Source organism: Pseudomonas sp. UF-293, from assembly GCF_058245595.1.
Genome location: NZ_JBSICA010000004.1, coordinates 120,037 through 138,951, shown reverse-complemented (window position 1 = coordinate 138,951; position 18,915 = coordinate 120,037). Strand labels below are relative to the sequence as shown.

Genomic DNA, 18,915 nt, shown 5'->3' with positions numbered 1-18,915 from the left:
CTTACCAGTCAGTGCGGCGCTTCGGCCGCATGGTTAAGCGAATATTTCGGAATCTCGACGGTGAGGTCTTCCTCACCGACGATCGCCTGACAGGCCAGACGCGATTGCGCCTCCAGACCCCAGGCACGATCGAGGAAGTCTTCTTCCAGCTCATCGGCCTCTTCCAGCGAGTCAAAACCCTCGCGGATGATGCAATGGCAAGTAGTGCAGGCGCAGACGCCGCCGCACGCGCTTTCCATCTCGATATGGTGTTCGTGAGCCAGCTCGAGAATCGATGTGCCGGGCGCAGCCTCGACCACCATGCCTTCCGGGCAGAACTTCTCGTGGGGCAGAAAAATGACCTGCGGCATCAGATATCCTCGATTTCATTCAGGTTACGCCCCGACAGAGCGGCTTTCACCGTCAGGTCCATGCGGCGGGCAGCAAAAGCATCGGTCACTTGCGACAGACGCTTGGTCTGCTGCTCGATGGCGTAACCATCGGTACCTTTCATCAGTTCGGCCAGCTCCTGCATTTGCAGTTCGATGACCATGCGCTCTTCGGCGTCAAGCAAACGCTCGCCATCGGCCTCCAGCGCGCCCTGCACCGCTTCGAGCAGGCGCTGGGCATCGACTTGCTGCTCACGCAGAACGCGGGCGACCTTGTCGTCATTGGCATGCTGGAACGAATCTTTCAGCATCTTGGCGATTTCGCCGTCGGTCAGGCCGTAGGACGGCTTGACCTGAATGCTCGCTTCAACGCCCGAGCCCAACTCACGGGCAGACACGCTGAGCAGACCGTCGGCATCGACCTGGAAGGTCACGCGAATTTTCGCGGCACCGGCCACCATCGCCGGAATGCCGCGCAATTCGAAACGCGCCAGAGAGCGGCAGTCGCTGATCAGCTCACGCTCGCCCTGCAGAACGTGGATCGCCATGGCTGACTGGCCGTCTTTATAGGTGGTGAAATCCTGGGCGCGGGCGACGGGGATCGTGGTGTTGCGCGGAATCACCTTCTCCATCAGACCGCCCATGGTTTCCAGCCCCAGGGACAACGGAATCACGTCGAGCAGCAGCAGTTCGCCGCCATCGCGCTTGTTGCCAGCCAGGGTGTCGGCCTGGATCGCGGCCCCGATGGCCACCACTTGATCCGGGTCGATTTCCGTCAACGGCTGACGACCGAACGCTTCGGCAACGGCTTCACGAACACGTGGCACGCGGGTCGAACCGCCGACCATGACCACGGCGTGCACGTCTTCCAGCTCAATACCGGAATCGCGAACGGCGCGGCGACAGGCTTTCAGGCTGCGCGCGACCATCGGCTCGATCAGCGCATCGAAGGCTTCACGGGTCAACTGGGCTTTCCAGTCGCCGTAAGCCACTTCAACGCTGGTAGCGTCGGTCAAAGCTTCTTTGGCCGCGCAGGCAGTTTGCAGCAGATTGCGCTGTGCGCCCGGATCGAGATCGGCGGACAGGCCAGCGCTCTCGATGATCCAGCCGGCAATCGCGTGATCGAAATCATCGCCGCCCAGCGCGCTGTCGCCGCCAGTGGCCAGAACTTCAAAGACGCCGCCAGTCAGACGCAGAATCGAAATATCGAAGGTACCGCCACCAAGGTCATAAATCGCAACCAGGCCTTCAGCGTGTTGATCCAGACCATACGCCACAGCAGCAGCGGTCGGCTCGTTGAGCAGACGCAACACGTTCAGACCGGCGAGCTTGGCCGCATCTTTGGTGGCTTGCCGCTGCGCATCGTCGAAGTAGGCAGGGACGGTGATTACCGCGCCGACCAGTTCGCCGCCCAAGGTCGCTTCAGCACGCTGACGCAGGACCTTGAGAATATCGGCGGAGACTTCAACCGGGCTTTTCGGTCCTTGCACGGTGTCGATGAACGGCATGTGCGATTCGCCGCCGACAAAACGGTATGGCAGTTGCTCGCCCAATTGCTTGACGTCGGAAAGACCACGACCCATCAAGCGCTTGACCGACAGCACAGTGTTCAAAGGATCGGAGGATGCGGCGAGCTTGGCCGACTCGCCGACTTCGACGCGGTCGGCGTGATAACGCACGGCGGAAGGCAGGATGACCTGCCCGTTAGCGTCGGCCAGCGGTTCGGATAGACCACTGCGCAGCGCAGCGACCAGCGAATTGGTAGTACCCAAGTCGATGCCCACCGCCAGACGACGCTGGTGCGGTTGAGGACTTTGGCCGGGTTCGGCGATCTGCAGTAGAGCCATGGTGATCAGGTCTTGTCTGTCTGTCAGCGTGCAATTGAGCGCAGCACTGGGTTAATCGTCGAGGCGCTCTTCCAGCTGGCGCACTTCGTAGGTGAGCTTGTCGAGGAACTGCATGCGCCGCATCAGGCGTTCGGCCTGTTCACGCTGCGCTGCATCATCCCAACAGGCTGCGAAGCTCTCATTGAGTTCTTCCTGAGCGGCTTTCAAGCGACGCTTGAACACCGCAACGCCGTCGAGATCGGCACTGTCCTGCAGATCTTCGAGTTCTTCGCGCCATTGCATCTGCTGCAGAAGAAACTCGGGATCGTGGACGGTGACTTCCATCGGCACCTCATGCCCGCTGATCTTCAGCAGGTAGCGGGCACGCTGGGCCGGACTCTTGAGCGTCTGGTAGGCGTCGTTGAGCCGCGCCGATTGCTCGAGCGCAGAGCGCTGCTCGCGCTCGGATGCATCGGCAAAACGGTCAGGATGGACGCCACGCGCCAACTCACGATAGCGCGTGGCCAACTGCTCGAGATCCAGGCGGAAGCTCGGTTGCAGCTCGAACAAAGCGAAATGACAAGGAATACCCACGACCAGCCTCAGATGTTGAAGCTTTCGCCGCAGCCACATTCACCGCGCACGTTGGGGTTGTTGAACTTGAAGCCTTCGTTCAACCCTTCCTTGACGAAGTCGAGCTCGGTGCCGTCCAGGTAGGCCAGGCTTTTCGGGTCGATGATCACTTTTTCGCCGTGACTCTCGAACACCTGATCTTCCGCCACTACCTCGTCGACAAACTCCAGCACGTAGGCAAGGCCGGAACAGCCCGTGGTGCGAACACCCAGACGAATCCCTTCACCTTTGCCGCGCCCGTCGAGGGAGCGCCGCACGTGTCGAGCAGCCGCTTCTGTCATGCTGATAGCCATCGTTGACTCCTTACTCGTCGCCGAATCTTGAAATTCAGATCAAGCCTTTCTTCTGCTTGTAATCGCGGACAGCCGCTTTGATAGCGTCTTCTGCGAGCACGGAGCAGTGGATTTTCACTGGCGGCAAAGCCAGTTCTTCGGCCAGCTGAGTGTTCTTGATGGTTTCGGCTTCGTCCAGGGTCTTGCCCTTCATCCACTCGGTGGCGAGGGAGCTGGAGGCGATCGCCGAACCGCAACCGTAGGTCTTGAACTTGGCGTCTTCGATAACGCCCTGATCGTTGACCTTGATCTGCAGACGCATCACGTCGCCGCACGCCGGAGCGCCGACCATGCCGGTGCCGACATCAGGATCTTCCGCGTTCATCTTGCCGACGTTGCGCGGGTTTTCGTAGTGGTCGATGACCTTTTCGCTGTAAGCCATGATTCTCAATCCTCACTCATCAGGGCCGCTCTTGAGACCCTGCAACTGCGCTGCGTTAACGCCGCGTCGCTACAGGATCTGTATCCGGCGGCTTCTATAGTTAGTGTGCCGCCCACTCGATTTTCGAGATATCGACGCCGTCTTTGTACATGTCCCACAGCGGCGAAAGAGCGCGCAGCTTGGTAACCGCCTCGCAGACTTTCTGCGCGGCGTAGTCGATTTCTTCTTCGGTGGTGAAACGGCCGAAGGTAAAGCGGATCGAGCTGTGTGCCAGTTCGTCGTTGCGGCCCAGGGCGCGCAGTACGTACGAAGGCTCGAGCGACGCCGAGGTACAGGCCGAACCGGACGATACCGCCAAATCCTTGAGCGCCATGATCAGCGACTCGCCTTCAACGTAGTTGAAGCTGAGGTTCAGGTTGTGCGGAACGCGGGCGGTCAGGCTGCCGTTGACGTACAGCTCTTCCAGATGCTCGACCTGCTTGTAGAAACGATCGCTCAAGGCTTTGATGCGTACGTTTTCAGCAGCCATGTCTTCCTTGGCCACACGGAACGCTTCGCCCATGCCGACGATCTGGTGGGTCGCCAGGGTGCCGGAACGCATGCCGCGCTCGTGACCGCCGCCGTGCATGGTCGCTTCGATGCGCACACGCGGCTTGCGGCTGACGTACAGCGCGCCGATGCCTTTAGGGCCATAAGTCTTGTGGGCGGAGAACGACATCATGTCGACTTTCAGCTTCTGCAGGTCGATCTCGACCTTGCCAGTGGACTGAGCAGCGTCGACGTGGAACAGCACGCCTTTGGCGCGCAGCATCTCGCCGATGGCAGCGATGTCGTTGATGGTGCCGATTTCGTTGTTCACGTGCATGACCGACACAAGAATGGTGTCTTCGCGCAGTGCGGCGTCGATCATGGCCGGGGTGATCAAACCGTCTTCGGTCGGCTCGAGGTAGGTCACTTCGAAACCTTCACGCTCCAGTTGGCGCATGGTGTCGAGGACAGCCTTGTGCTCGATCTTGCTGGTGATCAGGTGCTTGCCCTTGGAGGCGTAGAAATGTGCCGCACCCTTGATCGCCAGGTTGTCGGACTCGGTGGCACCGGAGGTCCAGACGATTTCGCGCGGGTCGGCGTTGACCAGATCGGCCACCTGACGACGAGCGTTTTCGACGGACTCTTCAGCCTTCCAGCCGAACACGTGGGAACGGGAAGCCGGGTTACCGAAGTTTCCGTCGACCAGCAGGCATTCACTCATTTTCTGCGCAACGCGCGGATCAACCGGGGTGGTTGCAGAGTAATCAAGGTAAATCGGCAATTTCATGGACTATCTCCTAAATCAGGGCTGGCGTGCCGCGGGTAGCTCTTCGGCTGTCATTCGACGGCGGACGCTTCAATCTTGTCCAGGCGTGGCGCCTTGCTGCTGCAACGGCGCTGGTCCTGACGCTGGGCCACTTCTTGTACCTCACGGCGAGTCACAAGGTCGGCCAAGCTGATACCGCTCAGAAATTCGTGAATCTGCAGACTCAAGTCGCACCACAGATGATGGGTCAGGCAGGTATCGCCGGAATGGCAATCGCCCTGGCCCTGGCACTTGGTGGCATCGACCGATTCGTTCACCGCATCGATCACCTGGGCGACCTGGATGCCCTGCATGTCGCGGGACAACTGGTAGCCACCACCCGGACCGCGAACGCTGGAAACCAGATTGCTGCGGCGCAGCTTGGCGAACAGCTGTTCGAGGTAGGACAGGGAGATGCCTTGGCGCTCGGAGATATCGGCCAGAGACACCGGCCCGTGCTGCGCGTGCAACGCCAGGTCAAGCATGGCGGTCACGGCGTATCGGCCTTTTGTAGTCAGTCGCATGGACAGTTACCACGGAGTTCGGAATGGGCGGGAGTATGCAATTCCCGAGCATTTAAGTCAACTATAAGACCTAGTGCTTTAGTCGGGTTTACCCGCGAAAGAGCGCGCGCACTATAGCAAAGACGGGGCGCGGACAGCCAGCGCAACCGCGTGATCGTTCTTCGCGAGCAGGCTCGCTCCCACATTGGAATGCATTGCTCTTGTGGGAGCGAGCCTGCTCGCGAAAAGCAGCGCCGCGGTTCAGCCTGCTTTCGATTCGTCCTTGCCCTTGACGCAGGCGAAGTCTTCTTCACGCAGCTCAGGCAGATCTTTCGCACAGTAATTGCTGCCCAGATCCTTCAGCGCGCCGCACATGCCTTCCAGACGCCCGTCCACCGCTTGCAGATGGTCGAGCAACTGGCCGATGGCGCGGGCCACCGGGTCGGGCATGTCTTCGCTGACGCCGTAAGCGTCGAAACCGATCTTTTCCGCCATGGCTTTGCGCTTGGCGTCCTGCTCTTCATCGGTCTTGACGATGATCCGCCCCGGAATCCCCACCACCGTGGCGCCCGGCGGCACTTCCTTGGTGACCACAGCGTTGGAGCCGACTTTGGCGCCTGCACCGACCGTGAACGGGCCGAGAACTTTGGCACCAGCACCGACCACGACGCCATCACCCAGCGTCGGGTGGCGCTTGCCTTTGTTCCAGCTGGTGCCGCCGAGGGTCACACCTTGATAGATGGTGACGTCGTCGCCGATCTCGGCGGTTTCACCAATGACGATGCCCATGCCGTGATCGATGAAGAAACGCCGACCCACCTTGGCACCCGGATGAATTTCGATCCCGGTCAGCCAGCGACCGAAGTTCGACACCAGCCGCGCCAGCCATTTCAGTTCGTTGCGCCAGAGCATGCCGGCCAGACGATGAATCCAGATCGCATGCATGCCGGGGTAGCAGGTCAGGACTTCAAAAGCGTTACGCGCCGCCGGGTCTCGATGGAATACGCTCTGGATATCTTCACGCAAACGCTCAAACATCATTCAATCCTTCCGCTTTAGAAGCTCGCCACGGGCCGCTTTCTGGGTTTCCGTGAGGATGCCACGCAAAATATTCATTTCCGCCCGACTGACCGAGCTGCGTCCATACAACCGGCGCAGGCGCGCCATCAAGTGCCGTGGCTTTTCCGGGTCGAGGAATTCGATGGCAACCAGCGTCTGCTCCAGGTGCTCATAGAATCGCTCCAGCTCATCCATGGTCGCCAGCTCGGCGCTTTTCACCGAGGCCACTTCTTCTTTCTCGACCTTGCTCGGCTGACCCTGTGCAGCCAGCCAGGCCATGCGCACTTCATAACTCAACACCTGCACCGCCGCCCCGAGGTTCAGCGAACTGAAGGTCGGATCGGAAGGGATGTGCACGTGGAAGTGACATCGCTGCAGCTCTTCGTTGGTCAGGCCGGAGTCTTCACGACCGAACACCAAAGCAATCTCCGCGCCCTGCCCGGCTTCCTCGACCACTTTGTTACCGCATTCGCGCGGATCGAGCAGCGGCCAGGGAATACGCCGGTCGCGGGCGCTGGTGCCGAGCACCAGATTGCAACCGACCAAAGCGTCTTCCAGAGTGGCGACGACTTGCGCGTTTTCAAGGATGTCACCGGCACCGGAGGCACGAGCATCGGCCTCGTGGTGCGGGAAGAACCGCGGTTCGACCAGCACCAGTCGCGACAGACCCATGTTTTTCATGGCGCGCGCGGCCCCGCCGATGTTGCCGGGGTGGCTGGTGTTGACCAGGACGACACGAATGTTCTGCAGCAAGGGAGGCGCTCTCGGACACAGGAAAGGGGGGCAAATCTTACAGAACAGCCTACCGTTAAGCTATGAAAGCGAACAGCGTCCTTCACCTGAAGAAAAGTTCTGATAGAATGCGCGGCTTTCTTTAACAACCTTAGGTGACACATCCATGCAGCCCATGCTGAATATCGCGCTGCGCGCCGCCCGCAGCGCCAGTGAACTGATCTTCCGCTCCATCGAGCGCCTGGATACCATCAAGGTCGACGAAAAAGACGCCAAGGATTACGTATCCGAGGTTGATCGCGCCGCTGAACAGAAAATCATCGATGCCCTGCGCAAGGCTTACCCGAATCACTCGATCCAGGGTGAAGAAACCGGCCTGCACGCTGGCACCGGCATCGAAGGCGAAGAGTACCTGTGGATCATCGATCCACTGGACGGCACCACCAACTTCCTCCGTGGCATTCCGCACTTTGCAGTGAGCATTGCCTGCAAATATCGTGGTCGCCTGGAACACGCAGTGGTTCTGGACCCGGTTCGCCAGGAAGAATTCACCGCCAGCCGTGGTCGCGGCGCTCAACTGAACGGTCGCCGCCTGCGCGTCAGCGGCCGCACCAGCCTCGACGGCGCCCTGCTCGGCACCGGCTTCCCGTTCCGTGACGACCAGATGGACAACCTCGACAACTACCTGGGCATGTTCCGCGCCCTGGTTGGCCAGACTGCCGGCATCCGCCGCGCCGGTTCGGCGAGCCTGGACCTGGCTTACGTGGCTGCCGGTCGTTTCGATGCGTTCTGGGAGTCGGGCCTGTCCGAGTGGGACATGGCTGCAGGCGCCCTGCTGATTCAAGAAGCCGGCGGCCTGGTGAGCGACTTCACCGGCGGTCACGACTTCCTGGAAAAAGGCCACATCGTTGCCGGCAACACCAAATGCTTCAAGGCAGTGCTGACGGCGATCCAGCCGCACCTGCCGGCTTCGCTGAAGCGCTAAGCTTTCCGCGAAACCAAAAAGCACCCTCCGGGGTGCTTTTTTTATGCCCGCAATTCCAAACACCACAATTTCCTGTGGGAGCGAGCCTGCTCGCGAATGCGGTGCATCAGCCAACATCAATGTCGGCTCTCGGAATGCATTCGCGAGCAGGCTCGCTCCCACAGAGGGTCACGGACAGCCCTGAATCGCGAGTACAAAAAAAGCACCCCGCAGGGTGCTTCTTTTCAAAACCGTAAAGCCTTACTGACCCGGCTCATTCTGCGACAGGATCAGCTTGCCTTCCTTGTCGACCGGAATCTGGTTGCCCGGATCGCGATCCATCCGCACCTTGCCTTCCTTGCCATCGAGCGAGTAACGCACGTCGTAGCCGACGACCTTGTCGCTGATGTCATTGACCGTGTTGCAGCGGGTTTGCGTGGTGGTGTAGGTGTCACGGTTCTGCATACCTTCCTGCACCTTGTTACCGGCATAACCGCCGCCAACTGCACCGGCAACCGTGGCAATCTTCTTGCCGGTACCGCCACCCACCTGATTACCCAGCAAACCGCCGGCTACGGCACCTATCGCAGTACCGAGAATCTGGTGTTGATCCTTGACCGGTGCCTGCCGAGTCACCGTTACATCCTTGCACACTTCACGTGGAGTCTTGATCTGTGTCTTGACCGGCTCAACGGCTAATACTTGCGCATACTCAGGGCCGCTTTTAACCAGGCTGTAGGTGGCAACAGCACCCCCGGCTGTGACACCGACAGCACCCAATACCGCACCAACCAGCAACGACTTGTTCACATGAACCTCCTGACCATCACATGCGGGACGCGCCCGCGCTTCTCCCAGCCTTGGAGCACAAAAAAAGGCGCGAGTTCAACTCGCGCCTTTTGTCAGCTGACAGCCGGGACATCGCTGGCCGTTATGGACGGTCGTCGACTTCCTTATCGGTGTTGGCCGGAGGAATCAGATCCTCGGTGGTCAGGTTCAGCCAGATCAGCACCACGTTGGCGATGTAGATCGACGAGTAGGTACCCGCCAGTACACCGATGAACAGCGCGATGGAGAAGCCGAACAGGTTGTCGCCGCCGAAGAACAACAGTGCCGCGATCGCCAACAGAGTGGAGATCGACGTCGCCATGGTGCGCAGCAGGGTCTGCGTGGTCGAGATGTTGATGTTCTCGATCAGCGTCGCCTTGCGCAGCACGCGGAAGTTCTCACGCACCCGGTCGAACACCACGATGGTGTCGTTGAGCGAGTAACCGATGATCGCCAGCACCGCCGCCAGCACTGTCAGATCGAAGGTGATCTGGAAGTACGAGAGGATACCAACGGTCACGATCACGTCGTGGATCAGCGACACAATGGCGCCGACCGCAAACTTCCACTGAAAGCGGAACGCCAGGTAGATCAGGATGCCGCCGAGCGCCAGCAGCATGCCGAGGCCGCCCTGGTCGCGCAGCTCTTCACCGACCTGCGGGCCGACGAACTCGACACGCTTGACCGTCGCCGGGTTGTCGCCGCCGACTTTCTGCAATGCGTCTGCGACCTGATGGCCCAGCTGCGGGTCTTCACCTGGCATGCGCACCAGCAAGTCAGTAGTGGCGCCGAAGTTCTGCACCACGGCTTCGTGATAACCGGAAGTCGCCAGTTGCTCGCGCACCTTGGTGACGTCGGCCGGACGCTCGTAGGTCAGCTCGATGAGCGTTCCGCCGGTGAAGTCCAGGCCCCAGTTCATGCCCTTGGTGGCGACGCTGAACAAGGCAATGACGGTAAGCAGCAATGTGACGCCGAACGCGAAGTTGCGAACGCCCATGAAGTTGATTGTACGTAACATGGCAGCCCCTTAAATCCACAACTTCTTGAAGTCACGTCCGCCAAAGATCAGGTTGACCATTGCGCGGGTCACCATGATGGCCGTGAACATCGAGGTAAAGATCCCGAGGGACATGGTCACTGCGAAGCCCTTCACCGGGCCGGTGCCCATGGCGAAGAGAATGCCGCCGACCAGCAAGGTGGTCAGGTTGGCGTCGAGAATCGCAGTAAACGCCCGGCCGAAGCCTTCGTTGATTGCCCGCTGCACAGTCATGCCGGCGGCGATCTCTTCACGAATCCGCGAGAAGATCAGTACGTTGGCGTCGACCGCCATACCCATCGTCAAGACGATACCGGCGATACCCGGCAGGGTCAGCGTGGCGCCCAACAGCGACATCAATGCCAGCAGCAGCACCATGTTCACCGCCAGCGCGACGGTGGCGATGACGCCGAAGAAGCGGTAGATGGCGATGATGAACAGCGATACGAACAGCATGCCCCACAGGGAAGCATCGATACCTTTGGTGATGTTGTCAGCACCCAGGCTCGGACCGATTGTGCGCTCTTCAGCGAAGTACATCGGTGCAGCCAGACCACCGGCACGCAGCAGCAGCGCCAGTTCGGACGACTCGCCCTGACCGTTCAGGCCAGTGATGCGGAATTGCGCACCCAGCGGCGACTGAATGGTCGCCAGGCTGATGATCTTTTTCTCTTCCTTGAACGTCTGCACCGGCACGTCTTTCTCGACGCCATCAACCACTTGCTTGGTGTAAGTGGTGACCGGGCGCTGTTCGATGAAGATCACCGCCATGCTGCGACCGACATTGGAGCGGGTCGCGCGGCTCATCAGCTCGCCACCGTGACCATCCAGACGGATGTTCACTTCAGGCGTGCCGTGCTCGCCGAAACCGGCCTTGGCGTCGGTGACCTGGTCACCGGTAATGATCAGACCACGCTCGATCTGCGCTGGCGGACGGTTGCCTTCGCGGAATTCGAACGACTCGGAAGTGGCTTTCGAAGCGCCCGGCTCGGCGGCCAGACGAAACTCAAGGTTGGCCGTCTTGCCGAGAATACGCTTGGCTTCGGCAGTGTCCTGCACGCCCGGCAGCTCAACCACGATGCGGTTGGCGCCCTGACGCTGCACGATCGGTTCGGCAACACCCAGCTCGTTGACGCGGTTACGTACCGTGGTCAGGTTCTGCTTGATGGAGTATTCACGGATTTCCGCCAGCTTGGCCGGGGTCATCGCCAGACGCAGCACCGGTTGACCGTTGAGGTCGGCCGGAACAATGTCGAAATCGTTGAAGTTCTTGCGGATCAGCGCACGGGCCTGTTCGCGGGAATCTTCATCGCTGAAGCCCAACTGAATGGCACCGCCCAGTTGCGGCAGGCTGCGATAGCGCAGCTTCTCTTTACGCAGCAGGCTCTTGACGTCGCCTTCGTAGACTTTCAGCCGCGCATCGAGGGCTTTGTCCATGTCCACTTCGAGCAGGAAGTGCACACCACCGGACAAGTCCAGACCCAGCTTCATCGGGTGCGCACCGAGATTGCGCAGCCATTGCGGGGTGGTCTGAGCCAGGTTCAGCGCGACGACGTAGTCATCACCCAATGCCTTGCGCACAACGTCCTTGGCCGGCAACTGGTCTTCAGCCTTGCTCAGACGGATCAGACCGCCCTTGCCGCCTGCCGTCAGCGTGGCCGCCTTGACGTTGATGCCGGACTCTTTCAGCGCTGTGCTGACACGAGCCAGATCGGCGTCATTGACCTGCAGAGCCGTGCTGGCGCCGCTGATCTGAATGGCCGGGTCATCAGGGTAAAGATTGGGAGCGGAATAAATCAGACCGATCGCCAGCACCGCCAGGATCAGAATGTATTTCCACAGAGGGTATTTGTTCAGCATCACGCCGCCCGTTATGAACGCGGGGCGCCTTGCGCGCCCCGTCGATTGAGTAGAAGTTGTTGCTCTTAGATCGCTTTCAGCGTGCCTTTTGGCAGCGTGGCGGCGATGGCGCCTTTCTGGAACTTCATTTCCACGGTGTCGGACACTTCCAGAACCACGAAGTCATCGGCAACCTTGGTGATCTTGCCGGCGATGCCGCCAGTGGTCACGACTTCGTCGCCCTTCTGCAGGCTGCTCAGCAGGTTCTTCTGCTCTTTGGCGCGCTTGGCCTGTGGACGCCAGATCATCAGATAGAAGATGACCAGGAAGCCGACCAGGAAAATCCACTCGAAGCCGCCGCCCATTGGGCTTGCAGCAGCCGGTGCAGCTGCGTCAGCCATGGCGTTAGAGATAAAAAAGCTCATTTAGCACTCCAGTTGCAAATGTTGAATCTTGGGGTCAGAAAACTCAGTCCAAAGGCGGGACGGGAAGTCCGCGTTTGGCGTAGAAGGCATCGACAAAGGCGGCCAATGTACCCTGTTGAATAGCCTCGCGCAAACCAGCCATCAGCACCTGATAATGGCGCAAGTTATGGATGGTATTGAGCATGCTGCCGAGCATTTCGCCGCACTTGTCCAGGTGATGCAGATAAGCACGCGAGAAGTTCTGGCAGGTGTAGCAATCGCAGGTCGGATCCAGCGGCGATTCATCATGGCGATGGAACGCGTTACGGATCTTCAGCACACCGGTATCGATGAACAGATGCCCATTGCGGGCATTACGGGTTGGCATCACGCAATCGAACATGTCCACCCCGCGGCGCACACCCTCAACCAGATCTTCCGGTTTGCCAACGCCCATAAGGTAACGAGGTTTGTCAGCGGGCATCTGGCCCGGCAGATAATCCAGCACTTTGATCATTTCGTGCTTCGGTTCGCCCACCGACAGACCGCCGATGGCGAGGCCGTCGAAGCCGATCTTGTCGAGGCCTTCGAGCGAGCGCATGCGCAGGTTTTCATGCATGCCGCCCTGGACGATGCCGAACAGCGCTGCGGTGTTGTCACCGTGGGCATTCTTCGAACGCTGCGCCCAGCGCAGCGACAATTCCATCGATACGCGCGCAACGTCTTCGTCAGCCGGGTACGGCGTGCATTCGTCGAAGATCATCACGATGTCGGAACCGAGATCGCGCTGCACCTGCATCGACTCTTCCGGGCCCATGAACACTTTGGCGCCGTCGACCGGAGAAGCGAAGGTCACGCCCTCCTCCTTGATCTTGCGCATCGCGCCGAGGCTGAACACCTGGAAGCCGCCGGAGTCGGTGAGGATCGGGCCTTTCCACTGCATGAAATCGTGCAGGTCGCCGTGCTCCTTGATCACTTGAGTGCCGGGACGCAGCCACAGGTGAAAGGTGTTGCCCAGAATGATTTCCGCGCCGGTGGCGACGATGTCACGCGGCAGCATGCCCTTGACCGTGCCGTAAGTGCCGACCGGCATGAACGCCGGGGTCTCGACGGTGCCACGGGGGAAGGTCAGGCGACCACGACGAGCCTTGCCATCGGTGGCCAGCAGCTCAAAGGACATTCGACATTCGCGACTCATTCTGTTTCCTCTGGGCCTGTCTGTTCAGGGGCAGTTGGAGCGGGATTGCGGGTGATGAACATCGCATCCCCGTAACTGAAAAAGCGGTATCCGTTTTCCACGGCGGCCTTGTAGGCGGCCATGGTTTCGGGATAACCGGCAAACGCGGAAACCAGCATCAACAGCGTGGATTCCGGCAAATGAAAATTGGTCACCAGGGCATCGACCACATGAAACGGCCGGCCCGGATAGATAAAAATGTCGGTGTCGCCACTGAACGGCTTGAGCACACCATCGCGCGCCGCACTTTCCAGCGAACGCACGCTGGTGGTGCCGACCGCAATCACCCGACCGCCACGCGCACGGCACGCAGCGACTGCATCGACCACATCCTGGCCGACTTCCAGCCACTCGCTGTGCATGTGGTGATCTTCGATCTTCTCGACACGCACCGGCTGGAACGTCCCCGCGCCGACGTGCAACGTCACGAATGCAGTCTCGACGCCCTTCGCAGCAATCGCCTGCATCAGCGGGTCATCGAAATGCAGCCCCGCCGTCGGCGCCGCTACCGCGCCCAGACGCTGGGCATACACGGTCTGATAACGCTCGCGATCCGAGCCTTCATCCGGGCGGTCTATATAAGGAGGCAAAGGCATGTGCCCGACGCGGTCGAGCAACGGCAAGACTTCCTCGGCAAAACCCAGCTCGAACAGCGCATCATGACGCGCCAGCATCTCGGCTTCGCCACCGCCGTCGATAAGGATCTTCGAACCCGGTTTCGGCGACTTGCTGGAGCGCACATGCGCCAGCACGCGGTGCGCATCGAGCACGCGCTCGATGAGAATTTCCAGCTTGCCGCCGGACGCTTTCTGCCCGAACAGCCGCGCCGGAATCACCCGGGTATTGTTGAACACCATCAAATCGCCCGGGCGCAAATGCTCAAGCAAATCAGTGAATTGACGGTGTGCCAGGGCGCCGCTCGGCCCATCAAGGGTCAGCAGGCGACTACCGCGACGCTCGGCCAACGGATGGCGGGCGATCAGCGAATCAGGAAGCTCGAAAGTAAAGTCAGCAACGCGCATGATGGGGTTCGTCTAGCAGGGCCGGAAAGTCTAGCGGAAATATCAAAAATTGACCATGAAACGTGATTGACCAACGGTAATCACCTCTCTATACTTCGCCGCCATTGAGCCCTGATGGCGGAATTGGTAGACGCGGCGGATTCAAAATCCGTTTTCGAAAGGAGTGGGAGTTCGAGTCTCCCTCGGGGCACCAGCACAATGAAGAAAGGCCTTGATTATCAAGGCCTTTTTTTATGGGCGGCGTAAAAATGGCGTAACCGTATTTTTTACGCCATCTAATCGCCCTCCCCTGTCGAGCGTCGCGAACAGGGCATGCTGCAGCTGCCGTATAGCCAGGGTAGCCAGCGGGTGACAAGCGTGCTTGAGAGTCCCGATTTCTAAAGTCCGCGATGAGTGTCCACGCCTCAGACACTGACCCCTTATGCGAGGGTAAATAGTTTTCCGGTCCTACCCTAAAAAACATGTAAGAAGTGTAAGTGAGATTTCTATATCCTCTTAAACCCTTACAAATCAAGGGGTTGAGGATTCACAAAACTGTAAGTGATGTGTCGGACTGCTAGTTTTTCCATACACTTTTAAACTGTAAGTAAAGAACCTCACAAACACCTGATTTATAAGGCTTTTTTTCTTTGCCTTACTCCACTTACAGTTTCCTACACTCGTACTGTAAGTGATGATCCCCAGCAAATACGGGGCTTCCAGCCGTTTTTTGACACTTTCGACACCACTTACGCGTCCGGAAGGGGTGACCTAGAAAGGGGTTTCTTCCGGATTGGGCCGCCTGACGATTTTTAGCGCAAATTTCCAGCCTTTCACGATCGCCTCCCCGGCGTACCACTGCAGCACCAACCCATTCGCCTCACCTCAAATCTCGATACTCCTGCCTCCGCCTCTCTAGCCAATTTGATTGACTGAAATGTACTTCAGCATTGACTAAATAGAAGGCGCAAAACTTCTGTCGATACAACGAGATTGACTACTCGTCAGCGACATGCATTTCCGAGACCCTAGAAAACATGTTAAACATTAGCACTTGAAAAATCTGGATCACAGGAAAACAAAAATGGAAGACGTACCGGAAAAACTACGACGAAACGTAATGATGATCAGCACGACAATACTGTTGACTTGGTCACTTAACTTAACATTAAAAACCTCGGGCACCATTCTTGGATTCGTAGATATATCAAATATTACACCAATAAAAATATGGCTACTTTTAGCTGTACTTCTAGCATACTTCTTTCTTCGATACATATACTCAGACCAAGTCAAAGACGACCTAAAAAAATTCAAATCCGAGTACACTGTTTTAAAGGTAAAAAACGCATCTAAAAGAATAAACCGTCAAGTGCATAGATACTTCAAGACTGGCACGCCACCAGCTTGGATGCCTCATCTAATTCCAGTCGACGGTCAAAATGATTTATTTCCAATTACCCGACCCATGTTCAAGCTAATTTATTTCTGGGATAAAAATTGCTCTGCCGGAAGAATTGGTATCACATATAAAATTACAGACAAACGAGGAGAAACATTCACATCGACTGACAAAGAAGCGAAGTATAACTTCGAGTTCTCCCGCATTGAACGATTCAAAATCGAAGTACTAACTATTTTACGAGCATCGACCATATCCAAAGGAGCAGTTGACTTTCTAACACCGATTTCACTGGCGATATTAAGCATCCTCATATGCGCATATAAAATATTATTTTTGATTATCCCCGTCGAACTCATCGACCACCTATCACATTTCGCCGGCTAACCACTAAGGAAATTCACTAATGCCTTACGTTCAGTTTTCTGATACCACGCACTCCAAAATCGTCAGTTATTTCGGAGGCCCCCAAGATGAGACGATACATCTTAATTGTGAAGAAATTCCAACCTGGGACATTCGATGGAAGGCTTATTACGACTCTCTACCTGACTCGTGTAAGGGGGGTCTACCTGAACCGACAGAAAGATGGGAAGACTAGTGCAGTCTTTTGAAATCCAGCGAACACACCACACCCCGCGCCCAGCGCGGTTTGCAGAGTAATCAGCTTGCCCCCGATACAGGCTGACTTCCTCAAAAAAAAGATCGTGCGCATTTATGAAAATGCACTGAACTGCTCGTTTTAAAAGCTCTTGCCCAATGAATCCGGGGCGTCCAGCGTACCCAGCGCTTCAATGACACCGTGCGCTGTTGTGCAACTGCGCTGCAATTCTCTTCAAAACTTTGCACTGTGTGCAATGGCCGATTGTCTGTAGAGCCCCACGGCCCGCCTGTGCTGCAGGTGCGTTTGCACTACATCCGCATTTGCACAAAAAAAGGACACAAGGTCCGTTGGCGGGAGGGGGATAAGTGCTTTTTCATGCGTTTTTTTCTTCACTCATCGGTTTGCGCCAATGCCAGACCCCGCCTGCACAGACCAGCACTTCATCGGCCCGATATAGCTCAGATGCCATCCATGGATATACTGTTCATACGTACAGTATCCAGCGAGAGCACCGATGATCGAAGAACATCTTGAAAGGTCGGTCGACCACGCCACCGCTGTTGCGCTGTGGCACACATTGCTGCGTGATGAAGCTGCTTTGCTAGAGCATCCGGGGTCTCATCACAAAGCCCTGCTGACACATGCCTACGCTTTGCACCGAGATCAGATAATCGACCGTGACGAGCTCAGCGATCTGCTGGAGCAAGCGGATGGCGCTCTGGCTTATGCGGTCGAAGCCCTTTTTGACCGTGAACTTGGGGGATAAGCGGGCCAGCGTATGCATATGTTGATCACCCCAATGAGATGTCGAGGCGTTGCACTGACGCCTCAGGCACGGCGGCGCTATCCAGCGATAAAAGGCAATGTGATGGTGAATTCGGAGAACAGTGCCGAGCTGGGTCGGAGTGCCAATGTGGCCCGTATTGACGTGGGTATGCCTCTCGATCCAGAGCCTTTACCACGGCTGCTGGACGCAACGCTGGCGGGGATGGCTGTGACCGGGTTTGTCTTGAGCGGAATTGAATACATCGATGGTTGCGCTTATGCGCAATCCTGGTGGTGCCGATTAGCGTAACAAGTCGACCAAATAGGTGTACCGCCCTCTATTGATAAAAGGATGTGAGTTACCAGATATTTTTCTGTACGTAGTCCAAGACACGTAGACAACGCTGAAAAGTAGACAGAGTGCTACGCTCTACGCTGCTATCAGAATCTATAGGGAATCGATCATGCAGGGACTTTTTCTAGGAGCAGGAGCTTCTTACGAACTCGGAATGCCCTTAGTAGTGGAGCTAACCGAGACTGTGAGGGCGGACCACACCCCTGAATTGGTTAGAAAATTTTCCAAGCATTCAAACTGGAGTGAAGATTCAACCGATTTTTTTCTAAAGTTGCTAGCACACGGCGACTTGCACTATGAGGCGGTTATCGGTGCTATTGAAGTTATGGCTCAGCGACAGGGACCATCTAAAGCGAGTTATGAGAACATTCGCACTCATTTGGTGGACATGGTGTCTCGTTACTTGATCAGCGAACACTCAGGTAAAAAGCAAATGACTATTCTGGGGCTGAGCTATCTGGAAGGCATTCGCAGATATTTTCGAGACGACGAGCCGTTACGAATATTCAGCTTGAATCACGACGTGATGATCGAGGAAATCTGCTCTTTCATGGCGGAGCCTTTAAAAGCGGGATTTTACAGCAATAAAGCCTACTGCGAAAATGCATTTAATGGTGCCTCACTCGCATTCAACTTCGAAGTACTAACTAGCGAGCAAATGAGCAATGGTCAATTAGACTTTTTTGCACCGGGAGAGCGGGGAGTAAATTTATACAAACTACACGGAGGGTTAGACACTTACCTATTTAACTCCTGCAATGATTACATCCGTTTTTGCTCGCCTGGGAGGCTACCCGGTGACCATATTCAACTACTCGTAGATCTCAACAACGCGAACCATAAAGTCGAGATGGAGGACGGAATACGAACAATTCAGATGCTTACAATGAGAGATTCCGCTCGCGAAGTGCAATTTTTTGACCGAAGCTTGATTACCGGTGCATTCAAGTTTCAAAAACAAAACAGCACCTATCACAAGGGACTGACTGTAATGTTCGACAAATTCCGGTCAGATATTTATCATGTAAAGCATCTTACATGCATCGGCTATGGCTTCGGTGATTTGCATATAAACGAAATCTTAACCAAATGGTTATGCTCATCGCCCCACCACACACTAACTATAGTAGACCCTTTCATTGAAAAAGCCCCAGCCTTTTTATTGCATCTGACCCCGCAAATAGAAATCATAAAGAAATCACTATTTGAACATGTAGCCGCCCCAAACCTTAAAGAGGACAAGCAATTCAAACTTTACATGCATAGACAAGTGCGAGAATATCAACGACTAAAAAAACTTAATAAAATCTAA

Annotated in this window: 20 protein-coding genes and 1 tRNA gene; 6 read left to right on the top strand and 15 right to left on the bottom strand. The window is 56.9% G+C overall.

The annotated features are described in order from the left end of the window. Positions 1–8: 8 nt before the first annotated feature. From fdx to trmJ, 9 genes are all read right to left on the bottom strand, one after another. On the bottom strand, positions 9–350 hold the full coding sequence (fdx, locus tag AC4IHP_RS07195) for an ISC system 2Fe-2S type ferredoxin (RefSeq protein WP_016773327.1): 342 nt from the start codon (positions 348–350) through the stop codon (positions 9–11). After that, positions 350–2,215, bottom strand: a complete 1,866-nt coding sequence (gene hscA / locus AC4IHP_RS07190) for a Fe-S protein assembly chaperone HscA (protein WP_490831312.1) — start codon at positions 2,213–2,215, stop codon at positions 350–352. The genes fdx and hscA overlap by 1 nt, the downstream gene beginning before the upstream one ends. A 51-nt stretch (positions 2,216–2,266) precedes the next feature. Continuing rightward, a complete protein-coding gene (gene hscB, locus AC4IHP_RS07185; protein ID WP_039761432.1) occupies positions 2,267–2,788 on the bottom strand; it encodes a co-chaperone HscB in 522 nt (173 codons plus the stop codon). A gap of 8 nt (positions 2,789–2,796) precedes the next feature. After that, positions 2,797–3,120: an iron-sulfur cluster assembly protein IscA gene (gene iscA, locus AC4IHP_RS07180; RefSeq protein WP_003227904.1), complete on the bottom strand. Its 324-nt coding sequence runs from the start codon at positions 3,118–3,120 to the stop codon at positions 2,797–2,799. A gap of 34 nt (positions 3,121–3,154) precedes the next feature. Continuing rightward, on the bottom strand, positions 3,155–3,541 hold the full coding sequence (iscU, locus tag AC4IHP_RS07175) for a Fe-S cluster assembly scaffold IscU (RefSeq protein WP_003227907.1): 387 nt from the start codon (positions 3,539–3,541) through the stop codon (positions 3,155–3,157). Between the two features lie 100 nt (positions 3,542–3,641). Continuing rightward, positions 3,642–4,856 carry an IscS subfamily cysteine desulfurase gene (locus AC4IHP_RS07170; protein ID WP_016773324.1) on the bottom strand — a complete coding sequence of 405 codons (1,215 nt, stop codon included), beginning with the start codon at positions 4,854–4,856 and terminating at the stop codon, positions 3,642–3,644. Between the two features lie 50 nt (positions 4,857–4,906). Further along, complete coding sequence (gene iscR, locus AC4IHP_RS07165) at positions 4,907–5,398, bottom strand: Fe-S cluster assembly transcriptional regulator IscR (RefSeq protein ID WP_016773323.1); 492 nt, start codon at positions 5,396–5,398, stop codon at positions 4,907–4,909. Between the two features lie 240 nt (positions 5,399–5,638). After that, complete coding sequence (gene cysE / locus AC4IHP_RS07160; protein WP_024014221.1) at positions 5,639–6,415, bottom strand: serine O-acetyltransferase; 777 nt, start codon at positions 6,413–6,415, stop codon at positions 5,639–5,641. 3 nt (positions 6,416–6,418) lie between these two features. After that, entirely contained in the window at positions 6,419–7,189 is a 771-nt protein-coding gene (trmJ, locus tag AC4IHP_RS07155) for a tRNA (cytosine(32)/uridine(32)-2'-O)-methyltransferase TrmJ (RefSeq protein WP_490831311.1), read from the bottom strand. Positions 7,190–7,334: 145 nt separating this feature from the next. Between trmJ and suhB the strand changes: the two genes are divergently transcribed. Beyond that, entirely contained in the window at positions 7,335–8,153 is an 819-nt protein-coding gene (suhB, locus tag AC4IHP_RS07150) for a type III secretion system regulator SuhB (protein WP_016773320.1), read from the top strand. 240 nt (positions 8,154–8,393) lie between these two features. Here the strand turns inward: suhB and AC4IHP_RS07145 are convergent, their stop codons facing one another. The 6 genes from AC4IHP_RS07145 to queA all read right to left on the bottom strand — a co-directional run bounded on the left by AC4IHP_RS07145 (position 8,394) and on the right by queA (position 14,498). Beyond that, positions 8,394–8,942 carry a glycine zipper 2TM domain-containing protein gene (locus AC4IHP_RS07145; protein ID WP_039761427.1) on the bottom strand — a complete coding sequence of 183 codons (549 nt, stop codon included), beginning with the start codon at positions 8,940–8,942 and terminating at the stop codon, positions 8,394–8,396. Between the two features lie 121 nt (positions 8,943–9,063). Further along, the gene (secF, locus tag AC4IHP_RS07140) at positions 9,064–9,978 is read right to left on the bottom strand and encodes a protein translocase subunit SecF (RefSeq protein WP_110603668.1); all 915 of its coding nucleotides are present in this window, start codon (positions 9,976–9,978) and stop codon (positions 9,064–9,066) included. 9 nt (positions 9,979–9,987) lie between these two features. Further along, complete coding sequence (secD, locus tag AC4IHP_RS07135; RefSeq protein ID WP_039761424.1) at positions 9,988–11,856, bottom strand: protein translocase subunit SecD; 1,869 nt, start codon at positions 11,854–11,856, stop codon at positions 9,988–9,990. A gap of 65 nt (positions 11,857–11,921) precedes the next feature. After that, the gene (gene yajC, locus AC4IHP_RS07130) at positions 11,922–12,260 is read right to left on the bottom strand and encodes a preprotein translocase subunit YajC (RefSeq protein WP_016773317.1); all 339 of its coding nucleotides are present in this window, start codon (positions 12,258–12,260) and stop codon (positions 11,922–11,924) included. Positions 12,261–12,303: 43 nt separating this feature from the next. After that, positions 12,304–13,419, bottom strand: a complete 1,116-nt coding sequence (gene tgt, locus AC4IHP_RS07125; protein WP_160768392.1) for a tRNA guanosine(34) transglycosylase Tgt — start codon at positions 13,417–13,419, stop codon at positions 12,304–12,306. A gap of 14 nt (positions 13,420–13,433) precedes the next feature. Next, on the bottom strand, positions 13,434–14,498 hold the full coding sequence (gene queA, locus AC4IHP_RS07120; RefSeq protein WP_490831310.1) for a tRNA preQ1(34) S-adenosylmethionine ribosyltransferase-isomerase QueA: 1,065 nt from the start codon (positions 14,496–14,498) through the stop codon (positions 13,434–13,436). Positions 14,499–14,606: 108 nt separating this feature from the next. Here queA and AC4IHP_RS07115 point away from each other — a divergent pair. The 5 genes from AC4IHP_RS07115 to AC4IHP_RS07095 all read left to right on the top strand — a co-directional run bounded on the left by AC4IHP_RS07115 (position 14,607) and on the right by AC4IHP_RS07095 (position 18,915). Beyond that, a tRNA-Leu gene (locus tag AC4IHP_RS07115) sits at positions 14,607–14,691 on the top strand. Between the two features lie 870 nt (positions 14,692–15,561). Further along, positions 15,562–16,266, top strand: a complete 705-nt coding sequence (locus tag AC4IHP_RS07110) for a hypothetical protein (RefSeq protein WP_490831309.1) — start codon at positions 15,562–15,564, stop codon at positions 16,264–16,266. 731 nt (positions 16,267–16,997) lie between these two features. After that, positions 16,998–17,249 (top strand): hypothetical protein, encoded by a 252-nt coding sequence (locus tag AC4IHP_RS07105; RefSeq protein WP_490831308.1) that lies wholly within the window; start codon positions 16,998–17,000, stop codon positions 17,247–17,249. Positions 17,250–17,261: 12 nt separating this feature from the next. Continuing rightward, on the top strand, positions 17,262–17,558 hold the full coding sequence (locus AC4IHP_RS07100; protein WP_490831307.1) for a hypothetical protein: 297 nt from the start codon (positions 17,262–17,264) through the stop codon (positions 17,556–17,558). 154 nt (positions 17,559–17,712) lie between these two features. Beyond that, positions 17,713–18,915 (top strand): hypothetical protein, encoded by a 1,203-nt coding sequence (locus AC4IHP_RS07095; protein ID WP_490831306.1) that lies wholly within the window; start codon positions 17,713–17,715, stop codon positions 18,913–18,915.